Source organism: Bradyrhizobium yuanmingense, from assembly GCF_900094575.1.
Classification (GTDB): domain Bacteria; phylum Pseudomonadota; class Alphaproteobacteria; order Rhizobiales; family Xanthobacteraceae; genus Bradyrhizobium; species Bradyrhizobium yuanmingense.
The window spans coordinates 488,810-508,133 of record NZ_FMAE01000007.1 but is presented as its reverse complement, the minus strand read 5'-3'; the positions used below and the strand labels follow the sequence as shown (position 1 = coordinate 508,133).

20 protein-coding genes are annotated in these 19,324 nt (G+C 66.5%); 12 read left to right on the top strand and 8 right to left on the bottom strand.

Going from position 1 to position 19,324, the window contains the following annotated elements:
• The first annotated feature begins 111 nt into the window (after nucleotides 1-111).
• Nucleotides 112-1,581, top strand: coding sequence for a caspase family protein (locus GA0061099_RS26915; RefSeq protein WP_036024947.1), 1,470 nt, complete (start codon nucleotides 112-114; stop codon nucleotides 1,579-1,581).
• Between the two features lie 51 nt (nucleotides 1,582-1,632).
• Here the strand turns inward: GA0061099_RS26915 and GA0061099_RS26910 are convergent, their stop codons facing one another.
• From GA0061099_RS26910 to GA0061099_RS26900, 3 genes are all read right to left on the bottom strand, one after another.
• Nucleotides 1,633-1,998 carry a hypothetical protein gene (locus GA0061099_RS26910; protein ID WP_036006488.1) on the bottom strand — a complete coding sequence of 122 codons (366 nt, stop codon included), beginning with the start codon at nucleotides 1,996-1,998 and terminating at the stop codon, nucleotides 1,633-1,635.
• 34 nt (nucleotides 1,999-2,032) lie between these two features.
• A complete protein-coding gene (locus GA0061099_RS26905; RefSeq protein ID WP_074448131.1) occupies nucleotides 2,033-3,325 on the bottom strand; it encodes a Spy/CpxP family protein refolding chaperone in 1,293 nt (430 codons plus the stop codon).
• A gap of 101 nt (nucleotides 3,326-3,426) precedes the next feature.
• Complete coding sequence (locus tag GA0061099_RS26900; RefSeq protein ID WP_036024936.1) at nucleotides 3,427-4,851, bottom strand: FAD-binding oxidoreductase; 1,425 nt, start codon at nucleotides 4,849-4,851, stop codon at nucleotides 3,427-3,429.
• A gap of 87 nt (nucleotides 4,852-4,938) precedes the next feature.
• Here GA0061099_RS26900 and GA0061099_RS26895 point away from each other — a divergent pair, with 87 nt between their 5' ends.
• On the top strand, nucleotides 4,939-5,445 hold the full coding sequence (locus GA0061099_RS26895) for a thioesterase family protein (protein ID WP_036024934.1): 507 nt from the start codon (nucleotides 4,939-4,941) through the stop codon (nucleotides 5,443-5,445).
• Nucleotides 5,446-5,510: 65 nt separating this feature from the next.
• Here GA0061099_RS26895 and GA0061099_RS26890 read toward each other — a convergent pair whose 3' ends face one another.
• Complete coding sequence (locus GA0061099_RS26890) at nucleotides 5,511-5,684, bottom strand: DUF1328 domain-containing protein (protein WP_036006471.1); 174 nt, start codon at nucleotides 5,682-5,684, stop codon at nucleotides 5,511-5,513.
• 236 nt (nucleotides 5,685-5,920) lie between these two features.
• On the opposite strand from GA0061099_RS26890, the gene GA0061099_RS26885 reads away from it, so the two are divergent.
• From GA0061099_RS26885 to GA0061099_RS26845, 9 genes are all read left to right on the top strand, one after another.
• Nucleotides 5,921-8,485 carry an ATP-dependent helicase gene (locus GA0061099_RS26885; RefSeq protein ID WP_036024933.1) on the top strand — a complete coding sequence of 855 codons (2,565 nt, stop codon included), beginning with the start codon at nucleotides 5,921-5,923 and terminating at the stop codon, nucleotides 8,483-8,485.
• A gap of 8 nt (nucleotides 8,486-8,493) precedes the next feature.
• A complete protein-coding gene (locus GA0061099_RS26880) occupies nucleotides 8,494-8,781 on the top strand; it encodes a type II toxin-antitoxin system HicB family antitoxin (RefSeq protein WP_036024931.1) in 288 nt (95 codons plus the stop codon).
• A gap of 88 nt (nucleotides 8,782-8,869) precedes the next feature.
• Nucleotides 8,870-9,286, top strand: a complete 417-nt coding sequence (locus GA0061099_RS26875; RefSeq protein WP_036006450.1) for a hypothetical protein — start codon at nucleotides 8,870-8,872, stop codon at nucleotides 9,284-9,286.
• A complete protein-coding gene (locus tag GA0061099_RS26870; protein ID WP_036024930.1) occupies nucleotides 9,286-9,951 on the top strand; it encodes an OmpA family protein in 666 nt (221 codons plus the stop codon). The genes GA0061099_RS26875 and GA0061099_RS26870 overlap by 1 nt, the downstream gene beginning before the upstream one ends.
• Before the next feature lie 171 nt (nucleotides 9,952-10,122).
• Nucleotides 10,123-10,641, top strand: a complete 519-nt coding sequence (locus GA0061099_RS26865; protein ID WP_036006444.1) for an Mpo1 family 2-hydroxy fatty acid dioxygenase — start codon at nucleotides 10,123-10,125, stop codon at nucleotides 10,639-10,641.
• 28 nt (nucleotides 10,642-10,669) lie between these two features.
• Nucleotides 10,670-11,701, top strand: a complete 1,032-nt coding sequence (locus tag GA0061099_RS26860) for an NAD-dependent epimerase/dehydratase family protein (RefSeq protein ID WP_036024929.1) — start codon at nucleotides 10,670-10,672, stop codon at nucleotides 11,699-11,701.
• A gap of 26 nt (nucleotides 11,702-11,727) precedes the next feature.
• Nucleotides 11,728-12,354 (top strand): methyltransferase family protein, encoded by a 627-nt coding sequence (locus GA0061099_RS26855; protein WP_036006440.1) that lies wholly within the window; start codon nucleotides 11,728-11,730, stop codon nucleotides 12,352-12,354.
• 133 nt (nucleotides 12,355-12,487) lie between these two features.
• Nucleotides 12,488-12,697, top strand: a complete 210-nt coding sequence (locus tag GA0061099_RS26850; protein WP_025038081.1) for a hypothetical protein — start codon at nucleotides 12,488-12,490, stop codon at nucleotides 12,695-12,697.
• Between the two features lie 139 nt (nucleotides 12,698-12,836).
• Nucleotides 12,837-14,141: a PQQ-dependent sugar dehydrogenase gene (locus GA0061099_RS26845; RefSeq protein ID WP_036024928.1), complete on the top strand. Its 1,305-nt coding sequence runs from the start codon at nucleotides 12,837-12,839 to the stop codon at nucleotides 14,139-14,141.
• A 181-nt stretch (nucleotides 14,142-14,322) separates the two neighbouring features.
• On the opposite strand, the gene GA0061099_RS26840 is transcribed toward GA0061099_RS26845, so the two are convergent.
• The gene (locus GA0061099_RS26840) at nucleotides 14,323-15,147 is read right to left on the bottom strand and encodes an aspartate dehydrogenase (RefSeq protein WP_036024938.1); all 825 of its coding nucleotides are present in this window, start codon (nucleotides 15,145-15,147) and stop codon (nucleotides 14,323-14,325) included.
• Nucleotides 15,148-15,194: 47 nt separating this feature from the next.
• A complete protein-coding gene (locus GA0061099_RS26835; RefSeq protein WP_074448130.1) occupies nucleotides 15,195-16,112 on the bottom strand; it encodes a LysR family transcriptional regulator in 918 nt (305 codons plus the stop codon).
• Nucleotides 16,113-16,384: 272 nt separating this feature from the next.
• On the opposite strand from GA0061099_RS26835, the gene GA0061099_RS26830 reads away from it, so the two are divergent.
• A complete protein-coding gene (locus GA0061099_RS26830) occupies nucleotides 16,385-17,458 on the top strand; it encodes a tartrate dehydrogenase (protein ID WP_036006429.1) in 1,074 nt (357 codons plus the stop codon).
• A 207-nt stretch (nucleotides 17,459-17,665) separates the two neighbouring features.
• Here the strand turns inward: GA0061099_RS26830 and GA0061099_RS26825 are convergent, their stop codons facing one another.
• Both GA0061099_RS26825 and GA0061099_RS26820 read right to left on the bottom strand, forming a co-directional pair.
• Nucleotides 17,666-18,610 carry a LysM peptidoglycan-binding domain-containing protein gene (locus GA0061099_RS26825; protein WP_036006428.1) on the bottom strand — a complete coding sequence of 315 codons (945 nt, stop codon included), beginning with the start codon at nucleotides 18,608-18,610 and terminating at the stop codon, nucleotides 17,666-17,668.
• Between the two features lie 172 nt (nucleotides 18,611-18,782).
• Nucleotides 18,783-19,262, bottom strand: a complete 480-nt coding sequence (locus tag GA0061099_RS26820) for a MarR family winged helix-turn-helix transcriptional regulator (RefSeq protein ID WP_036024920.1) — start codon at nucleotides 19,260-19,262, stop codon at nucleotides 18,783-18,785.
• Nucleotides 19,263-19,324: the final 62 nt, after the last annotated feature.

Genomic DNA, 19,324 nt, shown 5'->3' with positions numbered 1-19,324 from the left:
ACCCTGCCCCATTTTGCCGCGGCCCCTGAGTGATCCAGCGCACAGACGCCCTCATGGCGCGGACTTAGAAATAGTGACATCATCGTGCGCATTGCCGTTGGAGGTGACATCATGCGCCGTCCAGTCTTTTCGAATTTGCTTCTTGCGTCCGGTCTTCTCGCACTCACCCAGTTGGTGACGCCCACGGACGCGGCCGCCGAAGCGCGGCTTGCGCTGGTGATCGGCCAATCGGCCTATCGCACCGTGCCGGAGCTGCCGAACGCCGCCAACGACGCCAAGGGCATGACGGAGCTGCTCGGCAGTGCCGGCTTCACCGTCACCACGGCGGCCAATCTGGCGCAGACCGAGATGCGCGCGGCGATCTCGGACTTCGCCGGCAAGGTCAGTGCCAGCGGCCCCGACACCGTCGCGCTGGTGTTCTATGCCGGCCACGGCCTTCAGATAGACGGCGAGAACTATCTGGTGCCTGTCGATCTCGATCCCAAGCGCGAGGCCGACATCCCGCTGCAGGGCGTGCGGCTGAACGACATGCTCAACACGCTCGGCGCGCTGCCGACGCGGGCGCGCATCTTCATGCTCGATGCCTGCCGCAACAACCCGTTCCCCGCGCTCAGCGGCGCCGGCCACGGCCTTGCGATCGTCGATACCAAGGCCGGCGCGCCCGGCACGTTCATCTCCTATTCGACCTCGCCCGGCGCCGAGGCCGAGGACGGCAACGGCCTCGACAGCCCCTACACGACGGCCGTGCTGACGGTCGCCAAGCAGCCGAACCTGCCGATCGAGGAGATGTTCAAGCGCATCCGCGTCGCGGTGGCGCAGTCGACCGACGGCCGGCAGATTCCCTGGGAAAGCTCCTCGCTGACCACCGATTTCAGGTTCTTCGGCGAGAGCGGCGGCAGCACGCCCGCTATTCCCGGCGCATCCGCCATGGCGCTCGCCGGCGGCACGCGCAGCGTCGCGGACTGGCGCAAGACATTGCAGGGCAAGCCGGCCATGGTCGCCTATGAGCTCGTGATCACCGAGGACACCGTGGAGGCGTATCAGGCCTATATCGAGCTGTACGCCCAGGACACCCGCACGCCGCGCCTTCGCACCGTGCTGGAGCGGCGTCGCCAGATGCTGGCGTGGGAGCGTGCCACCGCGATCAACACCCGCGCCTCGTTCGAGGCATACCTCGCGAACTGGGACAACAGCGATCTCGCGGCAACCGCGCGCCGGCTGCTGCTGCGCGTGCAGAACCGCAACTACACCGTGCCCCTGGCCGCCGCGGCGACGCCCGTCGCGGTCGCGATGGCGCCGACCTGCCCGTGCTCGACGCCCGCGACCCCGGCAACGCCGGTCCCGCCCGTGATCAAGAAGCGCGTCGAGGAGACCCCGCCGAAGCGCAAGGTGGTCGAGACGCCGCCCAAGCGACGGCCGCCGTCCGAGCAAGTGGTCTACGAGCGCGCACCGCCGCCGGATCGCGGCCCGCCGCCCGAGGCCGTGATGCAGGGCATCGGCATCGGCGTGGGGATCGGCCTCGGCATGGGAATGGGCGGCCGCGGCGGCGACCATAACAGCGGTGGCTACCGCAGATACTGAGCCGGTCCGGCAGCAGCAGCATTCGGCTCGCGCCAATCGCGCGAGCCGAGCTTATTGCGACAGGGCCGGATGGTCCCGGAGCACGGCTTCTCGAATCCAGCCTGCCTGGATCGCACGCGACAAGATCTGCGCCGTCTTGATGTCCTCAGCCTTCATGCAGAGATCCACGATGCGGCGCACGGCGTCGTCGCGCATCAGATCGTCGGAGATCTTCATCGCGATCTCCATGGCAGCGCGGGCTGCGCGCTCATAGCGCTCGCGCGTGCTGGTCGGCGCCGAAGCGCCGGCGGCTTCGGCGATCGCCCGCGCAGCCTGGCAGATGTTGCGAATCCGGTCGGCTGCGTCGATGTCGCCGAGCGGCCCCCCGATCGGCTCGTCCCAGACGTCTGCCGGCTCTCGCCTCGCGAACCACTTCATTGCCCCACCAATGGTCTTCAATTGCTCACGGCGTTCAGGACATGCGGCGCGGGCCGATCGCCTCGAACTGCGCCTTCTGCTCGTCGTTGAGCGTGGCGTAGAAATCATCGAGCGCCGCCCGCACCGACTTGATTCCGTCCAGCATGACATCGAGGCGCTTGCGGATCGCGGCCATGCGGGCCGGAGGCGTCATCACCTCATTGGGCTCGCAGGACGCCTTGAGCGACGTGCTGACTTTGGCGCTGGTGTCCTGGAGCACCTGGAGTGCCGCGCGCTGAGTGTCGTTCGGACGAAGCCGTTCTTCGATCGTGGCGCCGGGCCAATCGAACGCGGCGGACGGGCTGCAAGTCTGCACCGACGATCCGCCCGCATTGTTCGATGCCGCGGCACGACGTTGATCGTCGGCAAGCGCATTGAAGCGCGCCTTCTGCTCGTCGTTGAGCGAACCATAGAACTGGTCCAGCGCAGGCTGAACCAAATCGACGGCCTTCTGCATCGCCTCGACCCGCTGCTGCATGGCGGCGAGCCGGCCGGGCGCCGTCGCCGCGGCCTGCGTCGGACAGGAGGTGCGGATCAACGCTGCCGCGTCGACCGAGGCGTTGCCGAGCGCATCGAGAGCAGCGCCTTGCGCGTTCGTCGGCTGCACCGCGGCTGCGATCTGATCGATCGGCAGGCCGACGATGGCGCGGCGATCGCTGCCGCAGAGCTGATCGAGCGGCGCGCTGCGCGCCCGCCGCCGTCCCTGCGGCTGCTGTGGCAGATAAGCCGATAGCCGATCATAGCCATAGGGGCCGAAAATGCCGGCATAGATGTCCGGATAGCCGTAGCCCCAGAAGCCGAGCCCGTCGCCCCAGATCGTGTAATCGTAGAGATCGTTATAGGCGAACGGCCAGAACAGCGGCCCGACCCAGCCGTAGCCGCCGCCGGGATGTTGCCACCATCCGCTGCTTGCACCGCTCCAGCCGGCGAGTGCCGCCGCCGCGGCAATCTGCGCGCGGGCCGCCGGATTGCTGATCAGCCGGCCGTTGCGGAAGGCGCTGGCGTTCCAGGCGTTGCGGAAGTTCGCCGGCCGTATCGCGGCATTGCGGATCTGGCCGAAGCTCGGGCCGCCACGCCGGGCGCCGGTTGTGAACCGCATCCCGCGATGATGCCCGCCATGCGCATGCCCGCCGCCGTGGCCGCGGACATGGCCGCCGTGGTGACCGCCGCCGCGCCCGCCGCCATGGCCACCTCCATGGCCGCCGCCGTGTCCGCCCTTCGCGAACGCGGCCCCCGCAAGCATGCAGGCAAAGGCCACCGCGGCAATTCCCATGACCGGTCGCACCATCGCACCCTCCCGCGCAAAGCCCCGCCATTGAGCATCGGAAATTGGCGGGAATTGGAACCGGCAGGATTGCCGAAAGTTCCCGGTCAGAGATGCACTGGCCCTTAGGCCTCCGGCACGATCTTGCCGGGGTTGAAAATGTTGAGCGGATCGAGTGCCTGCTTCAGCGCCCGCATCGCATCGAGCGCTTCGGGGCCGAGCTCGGCCTCGAGATATTTCTGCTTGCCTTGGCCGATGCCGTGTTCGCCGGTGCAGGTGCCGTCCATGGCCTGCGCACGCTCGACCAGACGATGCATGAACTCCTCGCCGCGCGCCATCTCGTCGGCGTCGTTGGTGTCGCACACCAGCGAGCAGTGGAAATTGCCGTCACCGACATGGCCGACGATCGGCGACAGCAAATTGAGGCGCTTGAGATCCTCCTCGGTCTCGCTGACGCAGTCGGCGAGCCGCGAGATCGGCACGCAGACGTCGGTCGCGACCACGCCGATGCTGTCGCCGGGCCGCAGCGCCTTCACCGACCAATAAGCATCGTGCCGCGCCTGCCACAGCTTGGTGCGGTCCTCCGGCTTGGTGGTCCAGGAGAAATCGCCGCCGCCGCAGTCCCTCGCGATCTCGCCGAACGCCTTGGATTGCTCGGCGACCTCGATCTCGCTACCGTGGAATTCCATCAGCAGCAGCGGCGTCTCCGGCAGCGTCAGCTTGGAATAGGCGTTGCAGGCCTTGACCTGCGCGGCATTGAGCAGCTCGATGCGCGCGACGGGAATGCCGGTCTGGATCGCCAGGATCACGGCCTGGCAGGCGCCGTGGACGGTCTCGAACGACACCGCACCGGCCGCGATCGTCTCGGGGATGCCGCGCAGGCGAATGGTCAGCTCGGAGATGATGCCGAGCGTGCCTTCGGCGCCGACGAACAGATGCGTCAGGTCGTAGCCGGCGGACGATTTCTTGGCGCGCGTGCCCGTGGTGATGATCTCGCCGTCGCCGCGCACCACTTTCAGCGCCAGCACGCTGTCGCGCATGGTGCCGTAGCGCACCGCATTGGTGCCGGAGGCGCGGGTCGAGGCCATGCCGCCGAGCGAGGCATCCGCGCCGGGATCGATCGGGAAGAACAGGCCCTGGTCGCGCAGATGCTCGTTGAGCGCCTTGCGGGTGACGCCGGGCTGGATCACGCAGTCGAGGTCCTCGGCATGCACCGCGAGCACCTTGTTCATGTCGCGCAGGTCGATCGAGATGCCGCCCGCGGGCGCGTTGACCTGCCCCTCCAGCGAGGTGCCGGTGCCGAAGGGAATGACGGGCACGCGATGTCTGGCGCAGATCCGCACCACGTCCTGGATGTCGGCGGTCTCCTGCGCCATCACCACGCCATCAGGCGGCTGGTTGGGGATCCAGGTGGTGGTATGACCGTGCTGCTCGCGCACGGCCTGCGAGGTGATGAGGCGGTTGCCGAAGCGCGCGGCAAGCTGCTCCAGCGCGCTCGCGAGGGCTTTCGGCTCCGGCCGCGGCGGATTATTGGTGATGGTCGTACCCACGGAATTCCTCCCGACGAGAAGAGACCGTGGCAAAGGACATATAACCGGTCAAGTCAAGGGACCGGACGCATAGCTTGGGAAGGACACATGCCGGAGACTGCCGCCACAGCGCCGAACGCAGAGCCGTTTCGCTCCTCGATCATGCAGGTCGAGCCGCAATGGATCGACTATAACGGCCATCTCAACATGGCCTATTACAACGTGATGTTCGACCGGGCGATCGACGAGTTCTGGCTCGAGCTCGGGATTGGCCCGGTCTACAAGACAGAGCGCCACGGCTCGACCTTCACCGCCGAATGCCACGTGCGCTATTTGCGCGAGATCCATCTCGGCGATCCCGTGCAAATCCTGGTGTGGCTGCTGAACGCCGACGACAAGCGGCTGCACACATTCGAGGAGATGCGGCACGGCACCGAGGGCTGGCTGTCGGCGACGTCCGAGAACATGTCACTGCACATGGACATGAATGCGCGGCGCGTTGCGCCGTTTCCGACCGACATCCAGCAGCGCATTGCAGGGGTCGCCAAATCCCACAGCGCCTTGACGCGACCCGAGGGCATCGGCCGGAGCGTGGCGATGCCCTCGAAGCGTTAATGGCTCAGGCGCCGTCTGCCGCCTGTGGTTCACCTCTCCCCGTCGGAGAGAGGTGAACATCGCAGCTATATTCTGTTGCGGCCGCGGGCGAGGCCGACGACGGCCGAGACCAGGAACAGAACGACTGCGATGAAGAAGATGATCTTGGCGATCTCGATCGAAGCGCCGGCGACGCCGCCGAAGCCCAGGATGCCGGCGATCAGTGCGATAACCAGAAACGTCACAACCCAGCCTAGCATGGTCAAACCCTCGTCTTGATGTTGTCTGCGATCGACGCGGCTGGCCGCGCCACCTGTCCTGACAATCTCGACGCGAGAACGATAGTTCCGGTCCCGGCGGGAGCGAAATTCACTGGCTCAGCTGGAACCAATCGGCCTGCCGCGCACGTGGAAAACCCCGCCCGGCGCCCCATATAGGCACCAATCCCTGTTAAGAAGGCTCCCTTCCACCACCCCGCGGTGCCATCGTGGGGCCGATGATTCGCATGACCGAGCCGAGCAAGATCACAGCCGTACCCGACCACCAGCCCGCAGCCGGCGGCATCGCCGCGCGTGCGCGCGCCTCGGTGGGCCCGAAATACCTCGCCGGGCTCAATCCGGAGCAGCGCGAGGCAGTGGAGACGCTGGATGGCCCGGTCCTGGTGCTGGCCGGCGCCGGCACCGGCAAGACCCGCGTCCTGACCACGCGCATCGCGCACATCTTGAGCCAGGGCCGCGCCCGCCCGGCCGAGATCCTGTCGGTGACCTTCACCAACAAGGCCGCGCGCGAGATGAAGCACCGGCTCAGCCAGATGCTCGGCCACGCCGTCGAAGGCATGCCATGGCTCGGCACCTTCCACTCCATCGGCGGCCGCATCCTGCGCATCCATGCCGAGCTGGCGCAGCTCAAGTCGAACTTCACCGTGCTCGACGTCGACGACCAGGTCCGGCTGCTCAAGCAGCTGCTGCAGGCCGAGAACATTGACGAGAAGCGCTGGCCGGCGCGGATGCTGGCGGGCCTGATCGACGGCTGGAAGAACCGCGGCCTGATGCCTTCACAGGTACCGTCGGGCGAGGCCGCGATGTTCGCCAACGGCAAGGGCGGCAAGCTCTATGCGAGCTATCAGGAGCGGCTGAAGATTTTGAATGCGGCCGACTTCGGCGATCTCCTGCTGGAGAACATCCGCATCTTCCGCGAGCACCCGGATATCCTCAGGCAGTACCAGCAGCGCTTCAAGTTCATCCTGGTCGACGAGTACCAGGATACGAACGTCGCACAATATCTGTGGCTGCGGCTGCTGTCGCAGGCGCCTTCTTCCACCTCTCCCCGCTTGCGGGGAGAGGTGGCATCGCGAAGCGATGCGGGTGAGGGGGCCTCTCCAAGCACCGAGCTCGTGGAGACTCCCCCTCATCCCGGCCTTCTCCCCGCAAGCGGGGAGAAGGAGAAGACCAAAAACATCTGCTGCGTCGGTGACGACGACCAGTCGATCTATGGCTGGCGCGGCGCCGAGGTCGACAACATCCTGCGTTTCGAGCACGATTTCCCCGGCGCCAAGGTCATTCGCCTGGAGCGCAACTATCGCTCGACGGGTCACATCCTCGCCGCCGCCTCGCACCTGATCGCGCACAATGAAGGCCGGCTCGGCAAGACGCTGCGCACCGAGGACCAGGACGGCGAGAAGGTCACCGTCACGGGCTCATGGGATTCGGAAGAGGAAGCCCGCGGCATCGGCGAGGAGATCGAGCAGCTGCAGCGCCAGGGCGAGAAGCTCAACGAGATCGCCATTCTCGTGCGCGCCTCCTACCAGATGCGCGAGTTCGAAGACCGCTTCGTCACGCTCGGCCTGCCCTACCGCGTCATCGGCGGCCCGCGCTTCTACGAGCGCGCCGAAATCCGCGACGCGCTGGCCTATTTGCGCGTCATCAATTCGCCGGCCGACGATCTCGCCTTCGAGCGTATCGTCAATACGCCCAAGCGCGGGCTCGGCGACGCCACCGTGCAGATGCTGCACGACCACGCCCGCAAGCGCCGCATTCCCCTGTTCGAGGCGGCGCGCGCCGTGGTCGAGACCGACGAGCTGAAGCCGAAGGCGCGCGGCTCGCTTCGCGATCTCATCGTGCAGTTCGACCGCTGGCGTGCCCAGCGCGAGGTCACCGCGCACACCGATCTCGCCCAGATCGTGCTCGACGAGAGCGGCTATACCGAGATGTGGCAGAAGGACCGCTCGGCGGACGCCGCGGGCCGGCTGGAGAATCTGAAAGAGCTGGTGCGCTCGATGGAGGAGTTCGAGAACCTGCAAGGGTTCCTGGAGCACATCTCGCTGGTGATGGACCGCGAGGGTGGCGCCGAGGACGACGCGGTGTCGCTGATGACGCTGCATTCGGCCAAGGGGCTCGAATTCGACAACGTGTTCCTGCCCGGCTGGGAGGAAGGCCTGTTCCCGAGCCAGCGCACCTTGGACGAACAGGGCCGCGCCGGCCTGGAAGAAGAGCGCCGGCTCGGCCATGTCGGTCTGACCCGCGCCCGCCGCCGCGCAAAGATCTATTTCGCGACCAATCGCCGGATCCATGGCACCTGGTCGACCACGATCCCGTCGCGCTTCCTCGACGAATTGCCGGCGGCCAATGTCGAGATCACGGAATCCAAAGGCGGCTCCGGATGGGGCGGCAGCGGCGGCTACGGCGCCTCGCGCTTCGACGACATGGAGGCGTTCGGCTCCAGCTATTCGACGCCGGGCTGGCAGCGCGCCCAGGCCAACCGGAATCGCGGCGGCGGCCGAAGCGGCGGCTTCGAGGAAGAGGCCGCGACGTTCTCGACCTCCTCGTCATCCGGCCCCGATTTCGGCAGCTTCGCCTCGCGCCGGCGCGGGCCCCTGACGATCGAAGGCGAGCTGGTCGCCAAATCGACCGGCACGACGTCCGAATTCTCGCTGGAAGACCGCGTCTTCCACCAGAAATTCGGCTATGGCCGCGTCACCAAGATCGACGGCAACAAGCTCACCATCGCCTTCGACAAGGCCGGCGAGAAGAAGGTCGTGGACAGTTTCGTGCAGCGGGCGTGAGACCCGATATGGCTCAGTACGTTGCCATCATCGAGGACGCCGACCCGGACGAAACCGTGAGCTTGTGGTTTCCGGACCTGCCCGGTTGCATCTCCGGCGGCGACGACGTCGAGGAGGCCCTGGAGAATGCGCCCGAGGCGCTCGCATTCTATGCGCAGGAGCTGACCGCGGACGGGCGCCAGCTGCCCCCGCCGCGGACGCTGGACGAGCTCAAGGCCGATCCCGAGGTTGCCGAGGACCTCAGGAACCATACCGTCGCCCTGGTCGACTGGCCGCCCCTCGCTGAGGCCGAGTGAGGACTGTTCGCCGCACTGCGCAACTCTCGACAGTTCTCGCCCGAACGCCCCTTGACCGCCGCGAACTTCCCCGTATCAGATGCAACCCATGGTCCGGGGCTCCGTCACATTGATCGTGCTTGCATTGGGGATGCCGTCGCTTGCGGCGGCGGAGACCATGAGCTTTGGCGATTCGATCGGCAAGCTGGCGGCGAGCTGCGGGGCGGAAATCGTCGCCAATTGCCGCGGCGTCAACCCGGATTCGAACCGGCTGAAGGAATGCCTGTCGCGCAATCGCGACGTGCTCTCGCCGCAATGCACGAGCGACTATCTCGGCGTGTTCGACGCCATCCAGAAGCGCGTCGCCGCGCGCGTGACGGTAGCGAACGCCTGCCAGCGCGAGATCGTCAAGGTCTGCGGCGGCTCGACCAAGGAGACCAGCAAGTCGATCCCGTGCCTGGTCTCGACGCCCAAGGGCATCAGCAACAACTGCCTGAAGGCCGTTGACGACGCGGGGTATCGCTGATGCGCGCGAACGGGCTCGCTACCGCAGGACTGGGCTTGGCGCTGGGGCTCGCTTTGCTCGCGGGCCCCGCCGGCGCGCAGACGGCGGCGCCGACCCGCGACGACATTGTCACGAAGCTGAACCATTTCGAAGAGGCCGCCGAGGTTGACCTGCCCGCGCTGAAGCAGCAGGTGATGGAGCGCGCCAAGACCAGGATCAAGAACGATCCGGGGCCGGTGAACCGGCCGCTGATCGCGCCGGAGCTCGCCAAGCTGCCCGCCTTCAATGCGCAGATCCAGTTCGACGCCGACACGCCGATCATCCAGCCGGCGTCCTACCAGACCGTTGGCCGCATTGCGGACGCGCTGGTTCATTCCTCGCTGCTGCCCTACACTTTCCTGATCGTCGGCCACGTCGAATCCAATTCGAAGACGCGCGAGGCCAATGCGATCCTGAGTCAGCGCCGGGCCGATGCGATCCGTGACGTCCTGGTGAACACCTTCAAGATCTCGACTAAGCGGCTGCATCCGATCGGCCTCGGCGAGGAGCAGTTTCTCGATCGGGCCAAGCCGACCTCCGCCGTCAACGGCCAGTTGCAGATCCTGACTTATGCCAAGCTGCCGGAAGAGACGCGTCCGGCTGCGACGCCAGCGCCTGCGGCGAAAAAGCCCGCCAAGAAGCGCTGAGCGAAGGCGGCTCCGCGGCTGACGGAACCCCTTGAAGTGCGGATTATTTTGCAGCCTGTCCCGGGCGCGCGCGCACGGTTTCACGCGACAAAAGTGCCGGTTTGTGCACCGCTCGGTCCAGTGCTATAGCCTCTATTCGCCCTTCCCGACCCCGTGCTGCATGAGACCGAAATGGGTGGCTTTTTCCAGCGCCAACTTGCCGTTTATGTCGAGTACCATCGCGATCCCCGCAATACGGCGATGCATGTGGTCGGCATCCTGCTGCTGTTCACCGGCGCCGTGCTGCCGCTGACGCTGGTCAAGCTTCCGCTGTTCGGATTCAACGTCAGCCTGGCGGTGGTCCTGGCTGTTCCGGTCTTGATTTATTGGCTGCTGCTCGACGCGGCGCTCGGGCTCGGCATTCTGGCCGTCTCCGTCGTGCTGTTTTCGGTTGCGACGACCATCGCGGCGCAAGTCGGCACCGCGACGATGTGGGCGATTTTCGCCACGCTGGTGGTGCTCGGCCTCGCCGCACAGGCCATCGGCCACAAGGTTTTTGAGGGGCGCGAGGCCTCGTTGTTCACGTTCCCCTCGCATCTTTTGCTTGGACCGATGTTCGTCATGGCAAAATTATTCATTGCACTGGGTTTCCGTCGCGACCTTGCCGCGATTCTGGCGCCTCTTCCGGCCAATTCCCTTTCAACCCGATAACGCTCGAAGCGAAACAGCAACCTACTGCATGGCTCTCGTCCTGGTTACCGGTGGCAGTGGCTTCATCGGACATCACCTCGTAGAAGCGCTCCGCGCCCGTGGGCAGCGGGTCCGCGTTCTCGATGTCCGTGTGCCGAGCGCGGCGAACGCGGATGTCGAGCACGTCCACGGCTCGGTGCTGGACTGTGCCGCGGTCGATGCGGCGATCGCCGGCTGCGATCAGGTCTATCACCTCGCCGGCCTGCCCGGCATGTGGGTCGACAACAAGCAGGACTTTCACGAGGTCAATTGCCGCGGCACCGAGATCGTGCTGGCGGCGGCGATGAAGCGCGGCGTCTCGCGCTTCCTGCATTGCTCGACCGAATCGATCCTGTTCCCCTATTCCGACCTCAAGGGCGTTCCCGCCGAAGAGGCGCTGCAGCCGGCCGAGGCAATGCCCGGCGCCTACACCCGGTCGAAATCGCTCGCCGAGCATCATGCCGCCAAAGCGGCAGAAGCGGGCTTCCCGCTGGTGATCGGCACGCCGACCATGCCGATCGGCGCCGCCGACCAACATCTGACACCGCCGACCGCGATGCTCTGGTACTTCCTGCAGAAGAAGGTGCAGCCGCACCTCAACTTCCTGGTCAATCTGGTCGACGTCCGCGACGTCGCCATGGGCCTGGTCCTGACCATGGAACGCGGCCGCCTCGGGCAGCGCTACATCCTCGGCGGCGACTGCGTCCCGCTCGGCGACATCCTGCGCATGATGTCGACGATGAGCGGACGCCGGCAATTTCCCGTCGTCGTACCCGGCAAGATCGCCGAGCTCTCCGCGATCATGCTCGAATACATCGCCGACCACATCACGCGCCGGCCGCCCAACGGCACCGCCGAGGGCGTGCGGATCGCGCTCGCCGCGAGCGATCTTTCGATCGGCAAAGCCCGTACCGAACTCGGCTATTCGCCGCGTCCGATCGAGCCCGTCTTGCGCGAAACCATCACCCACCTGCTCGCCCGCAACGGCCAGCAGCCCTCCGGCGCCCTCAAGCATCACGCGCTGTCCTCGCGCGCGAGCTGACGCCGCTTCAAACGCAAAGAACCTTCATGTCTTTCGATTTCAGCAAGCTTCTCTCTGTCGCCTGGGGTGGCTGGACCACGACCTGGCCGACGCAACTGCTCGCCCTGATCTGGCTCGCTTTTCTGGTCAGCTGGGTCGGCGCCTCGTTCTGGCAGGGGCAGACCAAGAAGCAGGTCATGACGCTGGAGTCGCAGCGCTATCGCCTGCCGATCCTGGTCGGCGGCATCCTGTACACGCCGTTCATTGCGGAAGCCATGGGCTGGAAGCCGCTTTGGGTGCTCGGCAACACCGGCATCATCATCGCTGCGGTCCTCTCCGTCGCCGGCATCGCTTTCGCATGGTGGGGGCGGCTGCATCTCGGAAAATTCTGGTCCAACACCATCACCCAGAAGGAAGACCACCGCGTCATTGACACCGGCCCTTACGGTATCGTCCGCCACCCGATCTACACCGGCCTAATCTTCGGCATGCTGGTGACCGGCGTTGCGATCGGCTTGGTGACGACGATCCTCGGCGCGATCCTGATCTCGCTCGGCATGTGGCAGAAGGGCCGGATGGAAGAGGTGTTCCTCTCGAAGGAGCTCGGCGAGGACGCCTATGGAGCCTATTGCCGTCGCGTTCCGATGATCATTCCGTTCACGTCGCCGCGGTGAGGGCGTCACTCTCCTGTCCGGACGCGCTGCGCTGCGTCCGGGGCACGAGTGCACGATCCGACTCGCCAAGGAACCACACCTCTGCTGGTCCGTTAGCCCTCGACATCTGTCAACGGCCGCAGAGCATCGAGCCATGTCGGACGCCTACGATTATTTTCGCGCCCACGCGATCGCCGCCGTCCGCAAGGCGCGGGCGCTGCCCCCCGGGCGTACGAAGCAGAAGCAGCGCACGGTGGCGCGGGTCTATCATCTGCTCTCCAGGGAAGCGGCGCTGGCGCCGAACATCCGTCACTTGGATGATTTTCGCGCGGCACGACGGCTGGAGCGGCAGATCGGCCGTTGATCTCCGGGCCGACGCCGCGACCTGTCCCATGCAAATTCGATCGGCTGCCATTCCACGGGAATAGGCCCGTGCTGAGCTCCGCACAGGTTGACGTCGGCCCCGTCAGCCAGTTGGATGCGCGCGCAACCGGGGGCTTGTCATGACGTTTTCCAGCATCTTCGCGCAGTTCGTCGCCTTCATCGGCGGCATCGCGCTGCAATGGCGCAAGATGACGGGCACCGACCCCGCGCCGGCCTGGGGCGAGAAGCCCGCCATTCCCGAAGCGAAACCGCAAGGCGCGATCCCCACCTTGAAGATGCCGACCGCACGCGGCTGGCGCGACGGACAGAAGCCGATCGCTGCACCCGGGCTCAAGGTCGATGCGTTCGCGACCGGTCTCGACCATCCGCGCTGGATCGAGGTGCTGCCCAATGGCGACGTGCTGATCGCGGAGGCAACGCAGATCGCGGGCGCCCCGCGCAGCGTGTTCCACTATGCGATGCAGGCGACGATGCGGCGCGCCGCCGCGCTCGGCGTCTCCGCCAACCGCATCACGCTGTTGCGCGACAAGGACTGCGACGGCGTTGCGGAGATTCGCGGCGCGTTCATGGAGAACCTCAGCCAGCCGTTCGGCATGGCACTGGTCGGCGACACTTTCTACGTCGGCAACACCGACGGCGTGATGGCTTTTCCTTACGTTGCCGACGCCGACCGCATCACAGCACCGGGCAAGCGGCTGACGACATTCAAGCCCGCCGGCCACTGGACGCGCAGCCTGCTCGCCAGTCCCGACGGCAAGAAGCTCTATGCCGGCGTCGGCTCGCTCAGCAACATCGCCGAGATGGGCATGGAGGTCGAGCAAGGTCGCGCCGCGGTCTACGAGCTCGATCTCGTCGCCGGCACGCATCGCATCTTTGCGGCCGGCCTGCGCAATCCCGTGGGCCTTGCCTGGGAGCCGGCGACCGGCGTGCTTTGGACCGTCGTCAACGAGCGCGACGGCCTCGGCGACGAGACGCCGCCCGACTATCTCACCTCCGTGCGCGACGGCGGCTTCTACGGCTGGCCCTATTGCTACTGGGGCAAGACGGTGGACGACCGCGTGCCGCAGGATCCGGCGATGGTTGCCAAGGCAATTCAACCGGACTATGCGCTCGGTGGCCACACCGCTTCGCTCGGCCTGTGCTGGATGCCCGCAGGCACCCTGCCCGGCTTCGGCGACGGCATGGTGATCGGCCAGCACGGCTCGTGGAATCGCAGCAAGCTGTCCGGCTACAAGCTGGTGTTCATCCCGTTCGCGAACGGCAAGCCGTCCGGCCCCGGTCGCGACATCCTGTCGGGCTTCCTGTCGCCGGACGAGAAGGAATCCTACGGCCGCCCGGTCGGCGTCGCGATCGGTCCCGACAGGAAATCGCTACTGATGGCCGACGACGTCGGCAACGTGATCTGGCGCGTGACGGGGGCGTAATGCGCCACGCCATCGGGTGCGCGTAACCTCTCCCGCTTGCGGGAGAGGTCGGCGCGAAGCGCCGGGTGAGGGCTCTCGCCTCTTGGGGAGTGTCCCGTTGCGGAAACACCCTCTCCCCAACCCTCTCCCGCAAGCGGGCGAGGGAGCGCACTGCCGTCTGGGCTAATTGAGTCTCACCCCACTACGTCCCGACGCAGAGCGTGGCGCGCTGCTTGCGGAGCAGCGCGATCACCGACAACGCGGTGATCAGGCCGGTCTTGGGATTCTCGGACGGGATGTTCTCGATGCCCATCGAGAAGCGCGCTGAGTCCGCCTCGACCTCGATGCGGTGAACGTTGCGCGTCACGGTCGGGTCGGCCCAAACCTGGATCTCGGTGCGATCGGGCCCGATGCCCGCGAGCGACAACGCAACGGCGACATTGACGTTGGCCGGAAAGCCCTTTGCCGCTTCGCGCGCGCTGCCCTCGAACAGCTTCAGCGGTTCGCGCAGATTGTCGATGTCGATGTTGTTCTGAACGATGAACGGCGCGCCCTTCAAGCCGTCGATCGGCTTGCGGGTCACCATCTTCACGGAATGGATGGTGCCGATTGCGGCGGCGTTGACGGCATCGAGGCCGATCAGCGCGCCGGTCGGCACCAGGATACGGCCGCCATTGGCGCGGGCGAGATCGACCAGATCGAAATTGTCGAGCAAGCCGCCGACGCTGACTACGACCGCGGCCTTGCCGCGCTTCACCGCAGGCTGGACGATCGCACGCAGCTGGCTGCTCGGCGCGCATTCGACGACGATGTCGGCGGCCTTGCCGAGCTGGTCGAGCGGCAGGATTGTCGGTGGGCGACGCAAGCCGTCGATGAAGGCTTGATGCTTGGCGGGATCCCGCACGGCCACGGCCGCGAGCGACAGGCCGTCGATGCCCTGATCGAGTGCGGTCGCGATCTTGGTGCCAATCGAGCCCAGCCCTGCAACAGCCACCCGCAATTCGCCTGAAGCCGTCTGATCCGTCATCACCATCCCTCTGTCCTGGCCTCTGTCTTGGCCGATGTCATAGCCGCTCACGCCTCCCGCGCATAGCTGCGCAGGCGGGCTTCCAGAACGGCCAGCATGGCATCGCGGGCCGGATCGCGCGAGCCGCGCAGCCAAGCGGCGGCAAGCGGCAGCCGTCCGACCGGCCCGCTCTGCCTCAGTCGAAGCGGCACGAACCGCACACCGGTCACCGCCATCCGTGCGGTCCAGCGCGGCACGATGGCGACCCCGAGCTTCGTTGCCACGAGGTTGATGATGGTCTGCTTCTCGTCGGCGACCTGAACGATGCGCGGCGTCAGGCCGGCCTGTTCGAACAGCTTTATGGTGAGGTCGTGGCTGTGCGGCCGCGAGCGCCGGTCCGGCACCAGCATGGCCTCGTCGGCGATATCCGCCAGCGTGATCGCTTTGCGCCCGGCCAGCGCGTGCCGCCGCGGGATCGCAACGATCGCGCTCTCCTGGAGCAGGCCGCGGAATTCGAGCCGCTTGTCCGGCCGGTCAGGCGGACGGACGAAGGCGAGATCGAGCGCGCCGGTCAAAATCCTCGGCAGCAGCCGGACAGTCTTGTCTTCGAGGAGCTGCACCGCGATGTCAGGATGCCTGACGCGGAAATCGCGCAGGAGCGGCGGCAACAGTCCGGCCGCCGCGCTGTCGATAGCACCGACCCGCAGCCGCCGCGCGGTCCCCGCGCGCGAGCGATTGCGCAGGTTGCTCTCGACCGCCTCGACCTTGGCGAGGATGGTGCGGGCATCGCGCAGCAGCGCCGTGCCGTCCTCGGTAAGCGACACCGCGCGCGTGGTCCGCGCGAACAGCCGAGTGCCCAGGTCTTCCTCCAGCAGCCGGATCTGCCGGCCGAGCGCGGAGGGCAGCATCTGAAGCTGCTGCGCCGCGCGGCCGAAATGCAGCTGCTCGGCCGTCGCCACGAAGCATCGGAGCTGATGCAATTCCATTCGCCGTCCTCTCGCCTCGCCCGACCGCGCTTGAGACTTGCGCGAGGTCGTCATGCCCGGGCTTGTCCTGGGCATCCACGTTCTTGGGCCGCGGGGAAAGGCGTGGATGGCCGGGTCAAGCCCGGCCATGACGCCGTGGCGACCTCCCGATGATTATATCATTTTTTTGTATAAACCAGCGCCGATTGAGTTTGCCCGGCACTCCCGTCTAGATTCGCCAGCGACGCCGACGGCCGGATATGCCGGCGCGGTCTCTCAAACGGAGCCTTCCCATGCGCACCCATTCGATCGCAGCCATCCCCGCCGACGGCATCGGCCCCGAGGTGATCTCGGCCGGCGTCCGCGTGCTGGAGGCTCTCGCAAAACGCAGTGGCGATCTCGCCTTCAACGTCAAGACGTTCGACTGGGGCTCGGATTATTACAAGAAGCACGGCGTGATGATGCCGGCGGACGGCCTCAGCGAGCTGAAGAAGTTCGACGCGATCTATTTCGGCGCGGTCGGCGCCCCCGACGTGCCCGACCACATCACGCTGTGGGGCCTGCGCCTGCCGATCTGCCAGGGTTTTGACCAATACGCCAATGTGCGGCCGACCAAGATCCTGCCGGGCGTCGCCTCGCCGCTGCGCAATGTCGGCGTCGGCGATCTCGACTGGGTGATCGTGCGCGAGAACTCGGAAGGCGAATATGCCGGCATGGGCGGCCGCGCCCACAAGGGCCTGCCGGAAGAGGTCGGCACCGAAGTCGCCGTCTTCACCCGCGTCGGCGTCACGCGGATCATGCGCTATGCGTTCCAGCTCGCGCGGTCGCGCCCGCGCAAGCTGCTGACCGTCGTGACCAAGTCGAACGCGCAGCGCCACGGCATGGTGATGTGGGACGAGATCGCGGCCGAGGTCGCCGGCGAATTCCCTGACGTGACCTGGGACAAGATGCTGGTCGACGCCATGACGGTGCGCATGACGCTGCATCCGAAGAGCCTCGACACCATCGTCGCAACCAATCTCCACGCCGACATCCTCTCCGATCTCGCCGGCGCGCTGGCTGGAAGCCTCGGCGTCGCCCCGACCGGAAACATCGATCCGCAGCGCCGCTTCCCCTCGATGTTCGAGCCGATCCACGGCTCGGCGTTCGACATCACCGGCAAGGGCATCGCCAACCCGGTCGCGACGTTCTGGACCGGCGCGCAGATGCTCGAGCATCTCGGCGAGAAGGATGCCGCCTTACGGCTGATGGCCGCCGTCGAGCGTGTCTGCGCCGCGGGCGTGCTGACGCCGGATGTCGGAGGCAAGGCGACCACGAAGGAGGTCACGGACGCCGTGATCGATGCGATCCACGGATCGAATGTTTAGTCTTATCGGATCGAGTGTCGCCAAGGACTCGCTGCACCTCTCCCACTTGCGGGGAGGCGACGCGCTCGGCAGCGCAATTGCGCGCCAGAGCGCGGCGGGTGGGGGCTCTCTTCTCTGGGGTCCTCGATCGAGGAGAGACCCCCTCCCCAACCCTCCCCCGCAAGCGGGAGAGGGAGCGCACCGCCTTCTGCGGCAAGATAACGGCCCCTACCTCCGCGCCGCCGGTGACGCCGGCGGCGTGGCCATCGCGGCGGCCGGCTCGGGCGGCGTCAGATGGCGGGGGACGATGATGGTCTGGCCCGGCGTCAGCTGCGCGTTCTCGGGCAGCGAGTTGCTCTGCGCGAGCGTCCACAGCGGCACGCGGTTGGCTGCTGCGATGCTCTCCATGGTGTCGCCGCGGCGCACCGGCACCCGCACGCCGCTGTCCCACAATTCGACCAGCGTGTCCGCCGGCACGAGATAGCGCAGCGGCACGGCATCGGCCTGCGTTTGCGGCGGAATGCGCGGCAGCTGCGTCACCATCTCGACGATCTGACGATGGATATCGTCGGACTTCTCGATGTTGATGTGGGTGACGCGCGCGTTCCGCTTGAGGTCATAGCTGGCGTAATGGCCGCGAAAGCCGGGAACAGCCACGACGTCGCCGCCGCCGAGCACGCTGTCGGACAGGAAGATGTTGATGAAGCGCTCGACGTTGAGGGGGACATCGCCGGTCGCTTGCGCGGGATCGATAGCGATGACGAGGCTGATCGGGATGTTCTCCTTGGCCGCCATCTCGGAGATGACGATCGAGCACAGCCCGCCCATGGAATGGCCCATCAGCACGATCGGCGCCGGCGATTCCTTATAGCTGGAGATGGCGCGATCGCCGATCCACCGGCAGATGGTGAATTCGTAGACGTTGGCCGAGAAGCCGGCCTTCGTTAGCTTCTCTTCGAGCCGATCCATGCCGGTCGAGAAGATCGGGCCCATGGCGCCGCGGAACAGGTAGATTTTTGGCGGCGGCAACGGCTCGAACGGCGGAGGCGGCGGCGGCGCGGCGGGGGCGGTCGCGTTGGTCTTGGACTTGGGGGGAGTAGCAGCGGCCATGCCACTGCTCAAGGCGAGCAGCACCACTGCTGCCAGCGCGAGGAGTCGCCTCGAATGAATCATCAGTCCAGCAGTCCCACCACGGGAGGCAGGGGCCTCCCCTGACCGGCTTAGTGACCATCGATTGGGTGGATTTTGGGGCACGGAACCGACCATCTCTCGTCCGGCGCCCTCTCCGGCTGCCGCGCCGCTGGACGTGGCTGCGACCGTCGGCCTCAGGCGGGCCTCTCCCGGGCTAAAGCGGCAGCAGCCGGTTGAGCAATTCGAGCAGGGTGCGCTGCTCCGCCTCGGTGAGCGGGGCCAGCATCTTCCGGTTATAGAGCCCCGTCAGGCTTGCCCCGTCCTGAATGAGCTTGGCGCCCTTCGGCGTAAGCATCAACTCGACGGCGCGGCGGTCGGATTTCGAGCGGTTACGCTTGATGAAGCCGGACGATTCCAGCTCGTTCAGGATCTTGATCAGGTTCGGCAGGCGCAGGCGGAGCAGGCTGGCAAGGCTGCTGGGGGGAACGCCCGGATTGTCGCGAATGACGACGAAGATCGCGTAGGTCGCCGGCGTCAGGCCCAGTGCGGCGAACTCCTCGTAGAAGCCTTCGAAGAACTTCAGCTGCGCGAGCCGCAGCATGAAGCCGGGCGTGCGCTGCAGCGCGCGCAAGTCCAGTGACGTCTCCGACGGTTGAGCGGGCTTCGCTCCGGGTCTGACTGCTTTCGGGCTCATGATCCTGGATCCGGCGGCCACAAGTCGGCCGAATTGACACCCTCGAAAATAGCTATAAAATA